The 10,267-nt window shown below is 63.2% G+C and carries 10 protein-coding genes; 5 read left to right on the top strand and 5 right to left on the bottom strand.

Annotated elements, in window-relative coordinates; all coding sequences use genetic code 11:
* Both dhaK and EOD15_RS20410 read left to right on the top strand, forming a co-directional pair.
* On the top strand, window positions 1-957 hold a 957-nt coding region (gene dhaK / locus EOD15_RS20415), incomplete at its 5' end, for a dihydroxyacetone kinase subunit DhaK (RefSeq protein WP_127408768.1).
* A gap of 63 nt (window positions 958-1,020) precedes the next feature.
* Complete coding sequence (locus EOD15_RS20410; protein ID WP_127408769.1) at window positions 1,021-2,040, top strand: nucleotidyltransferase family protein; 1,020 nt, start codon at window positions 1,021-1,023, stop codon at window positions 2,038-2,040.
* Between the two features lie 8 nt (window positions 2,041-2,048).
* Here EOD15_RS20410 and EOD15_RS20405 read toward each other — a convergent pair whose 3' ends face one another.
* The 4 genes from EOD15_RS20405 to EOD15_RS20390 all read right to left on the bottom strand — a co-directional run bounded on the left by EOD15_RS20405 (window position 2,049) and on the right by EOD15_RS20390 (window position 5,044).
* Window positions 2,049-3,035, bottom strand: a complete 987-nt coding sequence (locus tag EOD15_RS20405) for a serine kinase (protein ID WP_127320671.1) — start codon at window positions 3,033-3,035, stop codon at window positions 2,049-2,051.
* Window positions 3,032-3,466: a lasso peptide biosynthesis B2 protein gene (locus EOD15_RS20400; RefSeq protein WP_127320670.1), complete on the bottom strand. Its 435-nt coding sequence runs from the start codon at window positions 3,464-3,466 to the stop codon at window positions 3,032-3,034. Before EOD15_RS20400 ends, EOD15_RS20405 begins: the two co-directional genes overlap by 4 nt.
* Entirely contained in the window at window positions 3,466-3,753 is a 288-nt protein-coding gene (locus tag EOD15_RS20395; RefSeq protein WP_164748961.1) for a PqqD family protein, read from the bottom strand. Before EOD15_RS20395 ends, EOD15_RS20400 begins: the two co-directional genes overlap by 1 nt.
* Window positions 3,754-4,195: 442 nt before the next feature.
* Complete coding sequence (locus EOD15_RS20390; protein WP_245463721.1) at window positions 4,196-5,044, bottom strand: DUF2259 domain-containing protein; 849 nt, start codon at window positions 5,042-5,044, stop codon at window positions 4,196-4,198.
* A 143-nt stretch (window positions 5,045-5,187) separates the two neighbouring features.
* Here EOD15_RS20390 and EOD15_RS20385 point away from each other — a divergent pair, with 143 nt between their 5' ends.
* From EOD15_RS20385 to EOD15_RS20375, 3 genes are all read left to right on the top strand, one after another.
* Complete coding sequence (locus EOD15_RS20385; protein WP_127320669.1) at window positions 5,188-7,095, top strand: propionyl-CoA synthetase; 1,908 nt, start codon at window positions 5,188-5,190, stop codon at window positions 7,093-7,095.
* 113 nt (window positions 7,096-7,208) lie between these two features.
* Entirely contained in the window at window positions 7,209-8,291 is a 1,083-nt protein-coding gene (locus EOD15_RS20380; protein ID WP_127320668.1) for an acyltransferase, read from the top strand.
* Window positions 8,292-8,537: 246 nt separating this feature from the next.
* On the top strand, window positions 8,538-9,296 hold the full coding sequence (locus EOD15_RS20375; protein ID WP_127320667.1) for a metallophosphoesterase family protein: 759 nt from the start codon (window positions 8,538-8,540) through the stop codon (window positions 9,294-9,296).
* A 76-nt stretch (window positions 9,297-9,372) separates the two neighbouring features.
* On the opposite strand, the gene EOD15_RS20370 is transcribed toward EOD15_RS20375, so the two are convergent.
* Window positions 9,373-10,267 (bottom strand): polysaccharide biosynthesis tyrosine autokinase (locus EOD15_RS20370; protein ID WP_127408767.1); only part of this gene is annotated, 895 nt, incomplete at its 5' end.

Genomic DNA, 10,267 nt, shown 5'->3' with positions numbered 1-10,267 from the left:
GTGCTGACCGAGAGCCTCAACGGTTTCGTGGCCGCCCATGCCGACATCCTCGTACTTGGCGACGAGCACAAATTCATCCGCCGTAAGACCTTGCGGCCGGGCAAGGTGGCGCTGATCTCCGGCGGCGGTTCCGGCCACGAGCCGCTGCATGGCGGCTTTGTCGGACACGGCATGCTGGATGCCGCCTGCCCCGGCCAGGTGTTCACCTCGCCGACACCGGACCAGATGCTGGCGGCGGCGCAAGCCGTCGACACCGGCGCCGGCTGCCTGTTCATCGTCAAGAACTATGAAGGCGACGTGATGAACTTCGACATGGCGGCCGAGATGTCGGAAGGCGTCCAGCAGATCGTGACCAATGACGATGTCGCAGTCGAGAATTCTTCCTATACGACGGGCCGGCGTGGCGTCGCCGGAACGCTGGTGGTGGAAAAGATCGTCGGCGCGGCGGCCGAACATGGCCTGGCGCTGGCGCCGTTGAAGGCGCTGGGCGACCGCGTCAACACGGCCACCCGCTCGATGGGCGTGGCGCTGACCAGTTGCACCGTGCCGGCGGCAGGCAAGCCGACTTTCGACATCGGCGACGGAGAGATGGAATTTGGCGTCGGCATCCATGGCGAACCCGGACGCCGACGCGACATGTTGAAAAGCGCCGATGCGATCGCGCAGGAGATTTGTGCCGCGATCCTGGGCGATCTCGGGGACAGGGCGAAGGGTTCGGCGCTGCTGTTCGTCAACGGCTTCGGCGGCACGCCGCTGATGGAACTCTACCTGATGTACAACAGCGCACGGCTGATCTTCGAGAAGCATGGCGTGACGGTGGCCCGTTCGCTGGTCGGCTCCTACGTCACCTCGCTCGACATGGCCGGCTGCTCGATCACGCTGACCATGCTCGACGACGAGACGACCGGATTTTGGGATGCGCCGGTACACACGGCAGCGCTGCGCTGGGGTATGTAAAGCTGGCTTCCACCCTGCTTTTCTGCGACATCTTTCCCTGCAATCGCAACATTGTCCAGGTTGATGCTGCCACCGCTTACCCCTGCCGAAGAAAAGCTGCTGCTGCGCTACGCAGATCCGGAGGCGCCGACTGTCGACGTCGATAATTTGCCGGCAAAGACGCTGATGTCGCTGCTCGACAACGCCGAATTCCATGGCGTGCTGCCGATCATGCTGCGCAAGCTCAGCGGCGACGCGCAACTGCCATCGGATCAGGAGCTGCGAGACAGACTGGAGAACCTGCGCCAGAAAGCGACGATCGCCACCGGCCAGTCGATGCTGTTGAAGTATCATGGCGACCGCATCATGAAGGGACTGGCGGCGGACAATATTCCGGCGCGGATCGTCAAGGGGCCGGTCTTCGCGCGCAAGCTCTACCGCAACGTCGCCGACAGGCCGTTCACCGACATCGACATCTTGGTCGAACCCGCCAATCTGGCCAGGGCAAACCGGGTGATCGCGGCATGCGGCTTCGAGCTTGGCAGCAACGAGGCCGAGTCCTACGAATTGCAGGAATTCAAATGGCTCGAAAAGGAGAATTCCAGCCTGCTGGTCGAACTGCATGGCGACCTCGTGCATGACACCGGCATGCGGCGGCGCCTGTCGCTGGGTTTCCCTGAATTGCGCGCTATCGACGGCGACGCGACAGACACGCCGGCCGCTCTTCTGACGATCGCCATCGTGCATGCCGCCGGCGGCCACAAATTCCACCGGCTGCAGCTTTGCGTCGACGTGCTGCAAGGCGTGCGGGCGCTGCAATCACCCGAAGCGGAAGCACGCCTCTTCGACGCTGCCCGTACCACCGGCATCGAGCTCGAGTTGGCAATCGTGCTCGATGTGACCGGCCAGTTGTTCGAGGAGAGCCGCGCGCTCGAACTCGCTGGCCGCATCAAACCCGATCTCTCCATACGGCTGGCCAGGCGGTTGATCACCACAAATACGCTGCTCGGCGTCAATTCCAGGGACAAGCTTGGTTCGCGCCTACGCCGCGACGCCTTCCGCTGGATCCAACGGCTGGCCAGGGCCAGACCGCACGCTGCTTGATCGGCTGTTCAGTCCCGCGTCGTCAGAGCGGCGCTGATCAGTGCCGCTGCGTCAGCCGGGCGCGCGCCCACTTCGAGCTGAAAGGTCGGAACCGCATTGACCAGCCCGGCGATGGTCGCCAGCCGGCGCTTCTGCATCGGCAGCAGCCCGGTCATGCCGGTGCGGACATTGTCTACTGCCAGCGCAACCATCGCGTCGGTCCCGGCCATGGCGACGAGCCGGCTCTGGCTTCCGGCGGAACGCGCCAGGTGCAGAAGGGCCGCCACCGGCCGGGCGGACGCGTTTTCCACCCGCACGATCCCGGCCAGCCGCTCGAGCGAGATGGGCTGTTCGCCATTGCGATCCCAGGTCTGGCCAAGGCAGGGCGCCACCTGCGGGATCATCTCCGCGGTCTTCCGATGGATCTTGACGGCGCGCGGCAGACCCCAGGCTATGACCTTGCCCGAAGTGGCATGCACGATCATGGCGTCGTCGGAGCAGAGGCCAAAGCCCTGAGTTGCCAGCGCGAGTGACGTCGTGGTCTTGCCGGTGCCGCTCGGAGCATGGATCAGCACCACCGCATCGCTATCCGGCAACGTCAAGCCGGCAGTGTGCAGCATATGCTGGCCACCGGCGTCGAGCGCGGCGTCGAGCACCAGCATTGCCGGTGTCCACGCGGCTTTCGCGCCAGGGTGGATCCGGAGTTCGGCCCAGCCCGCCACGCCATTGATGGCAACGGTCTGACGCTCGGGAAAGACCAGATGGATGATACCACCATCCTCGAACATCCGGCAGGGACCATCCTCCGGCACCTCGCCATCGAAGACGAGGGATCCGTTGGGTGCCTCGTCCAGGGTGTCTGTCTCGGCGATCTCGAGACGAAAGTCCGGCTCGACGGGTTCCGCGATACGCAGGCTGCCCAGCATCCGGTCGAAATCCTGCCACAGCTCCGGGCGCTCGGCCGATATGCCAAGGATCAGGCCGTTGAGGCCATAGCAGGCTGAAGGTCTGGTCAAGCGGGACGCGCCTTTACGGCATCGGCATGATGACGATAGATTTCGACCATGCCGGGAAGCTTGTCGCTGACCACCGGCCTGCCATCGAGGCAGACCCAGCAATGCGCTGCCAGGCGCTGCGCTTGCATCGACTGCGGATCGATGCCGAAGCGCAGGTCCGGATCGAATCCGGCCAGGCGCAGGAAACGATGACCCAGCAGACCCTCCCTCAGGCACCTGCGGTCACGCATCAGCCAGGGACGGCGGACGGCGCGGTTGACGCTGGCGACTATGTAGGCGGACGGCAGACCGCGATAGGGCGTCGACGAGGCGAGCGGCGCCCATTCGAGCACCTCCTCGAAGCTCCGGTTGATGACCAAGACCGGCATCAGCCGCGCGCTTGCCCAGAGATGGCAGCGAAACAGAGCGCGCAGGAGCGGGCCGTCAGTCATCAAGCACCTGGCGCGGCGAGGATACCTTCAGAGATCAGATCCGCGGCCAGTGCCGCCATGTCCTGATCGAGCGTCCCCTTGTCGACCTCGAACTCCTCGCAAAGCAGGTCGACGATCTGGTCGAGGTTGCGCGCGCCGTCCACCTTGCCGAGAAAGGCTTCGGTCGTGCCGTTGCATGTGTAAAGCTGGCCGCTGCGCGCCAAAAGCACGACTGCGCCATCGCCCACATGCTGCACCGAGGCATCCTCGGCCAGCCGCAGAACGGTTCCAGAGACTATTTCCACCACGCCCCTCCAAGCCACGCTCATCCCGGAAATCAGATAGCGCGGAGGTGGAGCGCTGTCTATCAGCCGATCATGGGAGCCCAGTGCACGGGACCAACGGCTTTGCTGACGGATTCTCCGCGCCAGTCGCGTTAGAACCTGCTCGGTTGCGTCTTCCCGGCCGCATTCGTCCCAGAAATAGTCATCGATGAAATGTGACAAGCAGTGGGCCTGCCGGCAGCGGACGTTGCATTTCTTCCCCTAAGTAAGGTAAAACCTGTCCGGGTATTGGGGAGATAGCGTATGCGTTACAATTGGGAGCGGGCTCCGACGAGCTTCGAACGTCACAGAAAAGCGCTGGCCACAGCCATTTTGATCGCTGGCGGCATTGGCCTCATGCTTGTGGCCCTGCCGATCTAGAACAACCTTTCAGACAGAGCGGCTGCCGGCGCCTGGGCGTGACCTCTCAGCGTGGCTGCCCGGTCACCGCGAGGAAGCGGCGATCGCGCCCCTCGAACCCCTGGCTGAAACGCTGCACCAGCACGACGATCACCGCCGGCTTGCCGGCCGGGGTGAGTTCGTAGGATTCCGACAGGCTGTAGGAGGTCGGGCAGTTTCTTGAGCCCGGCACGGTCTTGTCCTCGTGCAGGATCTTGAACGGCTTGCCATCCTGGCCTTGCAGCGTCAGCCGGAAGCCGAGTGCCTTGCCCGCCTTCTCACCCTGAAGTGGCTTTTCCCCTTGAAGTAGCTGGTCGCCTTGCCGCGTCACATCGAAACTCGCCGAACAATCGCTCGTGCTGGCCGCCAGGATTTCGTCGAGCTGGATGGTCGAAATGCCTGTTTCGCCATGGAGCGGCGACAGCCATTTCTGCGACACCTGCTCGAGGCGAGAAATGTCGTTGTAGGCAACCATTTCGCCCGGAAAGGTGAACTTGTCGGAAGCCGACTGCTCGGCTGGGGATGTGATGGCATATTGGGCGAGAATGGGCGCCGCCTGAGCGGCGGCCTGCGCCCTCGCCTGCTCCAGCGTCAGTATCGCCTCCTCCGTCTCGTCGACGACGAGGATCGGCTTACCGCCAACGAACTGATCCGTGCGGGTATCGATGATGTCTATCTGCGACCAGCCAGAGTCCGAGGCGCCGGCGTCGAGCGCTCCATATTGCTCGAAGGCGAAATAAGCGCCATCCGGCGAAAAGCCGATGATGTGCCGTGCCGCGGCATCGCCAGCCTGAGCGGTTCCAGCTGAGATCGCGAGCACGACACCCATGACCAATGGGAGCGCAAGGCGCCCGATGATCCGCACAGCAGCAAACATCTCCACTCCAATCTCGAATCGCAATTTCATAGCTGCTTGCCCCCAAGCGCCAGGTCGATATCGGCCGTACAATGGCGTGCATTTGCGGCCAAGGGTAGAGCGCGCTATCTGGAGGGAAGAAAATCATTCCTGGGGAGGTATGGATGGCTTCACGCTATCACGAGGTCTATGAAGGCTGGAAACGCGACCCGGAACGCTTCTGGGCGGACGCAGCCGGCGCCATCGACTGGTATTCGCCCTGGGACAAGGTGTTCGACGCCACGGCTGGCGTCTATGGCCGCTGGTTCACCGGCGCCACCTGCAACACCTGCTACAACGCCATCGACCGCCATGTCGCCGGCGGGCGCGCCGACCAGATCGCACTGATCCATGACAGCGCGATCACGGGAACGATCATGAAGTTCACCTATGCCGAGTTGAAGCGCGAGGTGGTTGCACTCACCTCGGTGCTGAATAACCGTGGTATTCGCAAGGGTGACCGCGTCATCATCTACATGCCCATGGTGGCCGAGGCGGCCATCGCCATGCTCGCCTGTGCCCGCATCGGCGCCGTGCATTCGGTGGTCTTCGGCGGCTTTGCCTCGCATGAGCTTGCCACCCGCATCGACGATGCCAGGCCGAAGCTGATCATTTCGGCATCCTGCGGCCTGGAGCCGGGCCGCGTCGTTGCCTACAAGCCGTTGCTCGACAAGGCGATCGAGATCTCCCGCCACAAGCCGGACGCCTGCCTGATCCTGCAGCGCGACCAGTTGCGCTGCGAGTTGAAGGAGCATTTCGACATCGACTACGCCGATGCCGTCGCCCGCGAACGGGCAGCGGGCGCCAATGTCGATTGCGTGCCGGTGCTGGCCACCGATCCGCTCTACATCATCTACACATCGGGCACGACCGGCCAGCCCAAGGGCATCGTGCGCGACAATGGCGGCCACATGGTCGCGCTGAAATGGACGATGGAAAACGAGTTCGGCGTCAAGCCGGGCGAGGTGTTCTGGGCGGCATCCGATGTCGGCTGGGTGGTCGGCCATTCTTACATAGTCTACGGACCGCTGCTGCATGGCTGCACAAGCATCCTGTTCGAAGGCAAGCCTGTGGGCACGCCCGATGCCGGCACCTACTGGCGGGTGATAGCGGAGCATGGTGTCGTAGCCCTTTTCACCGCACCGACCGCGTTCCGCGCCATCAAGGGGCAGGACCCGAAGGGCGAGTTCATTGCGAAATACCACCTCTCGAGGTTCCGCACGCTGTTTCTTGCCGGCGAGCGCGCCGACCCGGAAACCATCAAATGGGCGGAGCAGAAGCTGAATGTGCCTGTGGTCGACCACTGGTGGCAGACCGAGACCGGCTCGCCGATGACGATCAATCCCGCCGGCCTTGGCCTGCTGCCGGTGAAATACGGCTCGCCCGGCGTGCCGATGCCCGGCTACGACATCCGCGTGCTCGACGATGGTGGCCATGAGGTGCAGCGGGGCACGCTGGGCAATGTGGTGATCAAACTGCCGCTGCCGGCCGGCTGCCTGCCGACGCTTTGGAATGCCGATCAACGGTTCCGCCAAGCCTACCTCGACGAGTTCCCCGGCTTCTACAAGACGGCGGATGCCGGCATGGTCGACGAGGACGGCTATCTCTACGTCATGGCTCGCACCGATGACATCATCAACGTCGCCGGCCACCGGCTGTCGACCGGCGCCATGGAAGAGGTGCTTTCGGCCCATCCCGATATCGCCGAATGCGCGGTGATCGGCATTGCCGACGCCATGAAAGGCCAGGTTCCGTTGGGCTTCGTGGTGTTGAATGCGGGTGTGACCCGCGATATCGGCTCTATCGAGAACGAGGTGGTCGGTCTGGTGCGCGAACGCATCGGCCCGGTCGCCGCCTTCAAGACGGTGGTGACGATCAAGCGCCTGCCCAAGACGCGTTCGGGCAAGATCCTGCGCGGCACCATGCAGAAGATCGCCGACAAGGAAGAATGGACCATGCCGGCGACGATCGACGATCCGGTCATCCTCGACGAGATCACTAAGGCCCTGAAGGAACGCGGAATCGGACTTTGAGCCACTGAAGGGTGGGCCGCGGACGACCTTTTCGATCGGCAAGCAATACTTTTATTGTGCGACGCAGCAATGCACCCTAAAGTCGTTCGCGGGGGGACATCGACAAAGGTCGCATGGCTCAGCAGAAGATTACATTTGGCGGCGTCGACATCCTGCGCTTTCTCGCCGCCGTCATGGTCATGGTCTACCACTATGGCTTCTGGGTGTGGGCGTATCCGGACGGTGTTTCGGCGCGCGCGACGGGCGGCGTTCCCCCGCAGCCGGCAATAGGCGCCTGGGTCGAATCCGGCTGGGTCGGCGTCCAGATCTTCTTCGTCATCAGCGGTTTCGTCATCGCCTTCAGCGCCGAAAGGTCGACACCCCTGCAGTTTTTCGAAGCAAGGGTGAAACGGCTGGCGCCGGCGGTCTGGATCTGCGCACCGGTCACCGCGGTGGTGCTGCTGCTTGTCGGGCTCAGTTGGCCGACCGATGCCGTCATCAGGCTCCTACGCACCGGCCTGTTCGTTCCGTACGCGCCTTGGGTGGACAGCGTCTACTGGACGCTGGGCATCGAGATCGCCTTCTATGCCATCGTCTGGATCCTGCTCAGCTTTGGCCGCTTCCATCTGATGGAGATTGTGGCCGTCGCCATCGGCTTGGTCAGCACGCTGTTCTGGTGCCTATACTACCCGCTCGGCTGGGCCGATCTTGCCGAAACACGCACACTCGACCTGCTGCTGGTGCATCACGGCGTTTTCTTCGCCACCGGCGTCATGCTGTGGCTGATGCGCATCAAGGCGGTGACAGGCGCCCGACTTGCCTTCTGCGCCCTGTTCCTGGCCGGTGGTGTGCTGCAGATCGCCAGTTCGGTCGACGTTCATATCCTGAAGGTCGGGCGGGATATGCCGTTCGCGCCGCCGATCCTCATCTTCCTCATCGGCATCGCGCTGATGGCATGGTCGCTGCGGCTCGACCTCACCTGGAGCGGCTGGCGCCGGATCGGGCTGATGACCTACCCGCTCTACCTGCTGCACGATGTCGTCGGCGCGGCCCTGCTCGGCATTCTGGTTCGCGCCGGTCTGCCACATCTGTTCTCGATGGCGGTCGTCGGCGCGACGATGATCGCGGCAAGCTGGCTGGTGGCGATCGAGGCCGAACCACGCATCCGGCTGCTGCTCGACCACACCGTTTTCCGTTATCGGCTCAAGGCAGCCTGACGACGATCCGGCAGACCGGGCCGGCCGCCGACCTAAAGCATGTCGCGCCTGAGCGGCTTCAGGCCCGCTTCAGGCCTTTGTTTCCACAGATCATTCTCCCAAAACCGCGCTTATTTCTGAGCGACATGCATTGCGGTCCCGACCCGGCGGGGCTGCATTTTCCACGATTGCGGAATTCTCCGTTTCGGGCATGATAACAGGCACTTATGCCTTCCGTATGAGAGCTTGCCTCGAGACGCCCTGCACGTGACCCTGTTCCAGCGAAAACCCCGCATCGCGGCGCGTGCGCGCCTCGATATCGACATGCAGGACGCCGTCGTCTATGCGATCGGTGACGTGCATGGCTGCTACAAGGAACTCCGTGCCCTGGAGCAGAAGATCCTGCTCGATTCACTGCGCTTCCAGGGCCACAAGATCATCGTCATGCTTGGCGACTACATCGACCGAGGGCTTCAGTCGGCGCGGGTGCTGGATCACCTCCTGGCGCCGCCGCCGAAAGGGTTTCAGCGCATTTGTCTTGCCGGCAACCACGAAGTGGCGATGCTGAACTATCTCGACGGAAATCTGTCCCGCGAGCCCTGGCTGGCGACGGGCGGCCTGCAAACCCTGTTTTCCTATGGCATCGATCCGGCGCGCCTCGCCAGCCTCTACGGGAGCAGCGCGCAGATCGACCGACGCATAAGGGAGATCATTCCAGACGATCACGTCAGCTTCCTGCGCGGGCTGCCGATCATGGTCCGTTCGCGGAAGTTCGTGTTCGTCCACGCCGGCATCAGGCCCGGCGTCGACCTTGCGGCGCAAACCGACCACGACCTGGCCAACATCCGTTCGGACTTCTTCGAGGCAACGCACCTGCTCGACCGCTGGGTGGTGCACGGGCATACTCCGGTGGACGTCCCGAAGCTCGAAGGGCGCCGGCTCGGCATCGACACAGCCGCCTTCCAGAGCGGACGCCTGACCGCCGTCAGGATCGCCGACAAGCAAGGCAGGCTGATCTTCTCCTGACGCGCATCGATATCCAAGTGTGCTGACCTGAAGATCGATACACTTCAGAGAGGGTCCACTCGCGCAACGGTGGACGTCACACCGGCGCCTTGCCGCGCACTTCCGACTTTTCCAGATAGTAGCTCGAATATTTATCAAAGAATTTTTCCGACCCGCCGAACGATCCGTATTTGGCCAGTTTCTTCAAATCGACCTTGTTCAGCACCGCGCCGACGATCTTGTTGGCGACATAGGGTTCGGATTCCAGCATCGACCTGACCATCGCGCGCGGGGTGCGCCCCCACTCGGTGACCAGTACAAAACCGTCGACCAACGGCGCGAAGGCCTTGGCGTCGACCACCGGTCCGAGCGGCGGCAGATCGACGACGATGTATTCGAACGTCTCCTTGGCGTTCTCGATGAAGCGTCGCATGCCGGCCGAGGAGAGAAGTTCGCTGGTGTGCGAGAAATGACCGCGCAGCACCGCCGGGATGATCGCCAGCTTCGTCTGCCTGTCGATCTTGCCGACGGACTGCCAGGTCTGGCCACTGACCACCGCTTCCATCAAGCCCTGCTCGGTTTCCATGCCAAGGCCCCGGCTGAGGCCGGGATTGCGCAAGTCGCCGTCGATCAGCAGCGTCTTGGATCCATTGGCGGCGAGCAACCCGGCGAGATTTGCCGCGACCGTCGACTTGCCTTCGCCGGGAAGCACCGAGATGACGCCGATGACGCGGCTGCCTTGCCCTTCCATCACGACGTCGAAAGCGATCTTGGCGCTGCGCAGCGTTTCGGAGAACATCGAGGCTGGAGAATCGATGCTGACCCGCATGCGCGCCCGCCTTTCGGCCGCCGACAGCGATTGGGTGGTCTTGGCGTCTACCTGGGTCTCGCTCGGCTTTTCGTCCTTGCCGAGCTTGCCGCCGATCGTCGGGAGATAGCCGAGGAATTTCAGGTTGACGCGGTCGCGCACGTCCTCGCCGGTCCTGAAGAAG

The sequence above is a fragment of the Mesorhizobium sp. M7A.T.Ca.US.000.02.2.1 genome (assembly GCF_003996995.1).
Taxonomy (GTDB): Bacteria; Pseudomonadota; Alphaproteobacteria; order Rhizobiales; family Rhizobiaceae; genus Mesorhizobium.
This window is presented reverse-complemented; position numbering and strand designations above follow the sequence as displayed.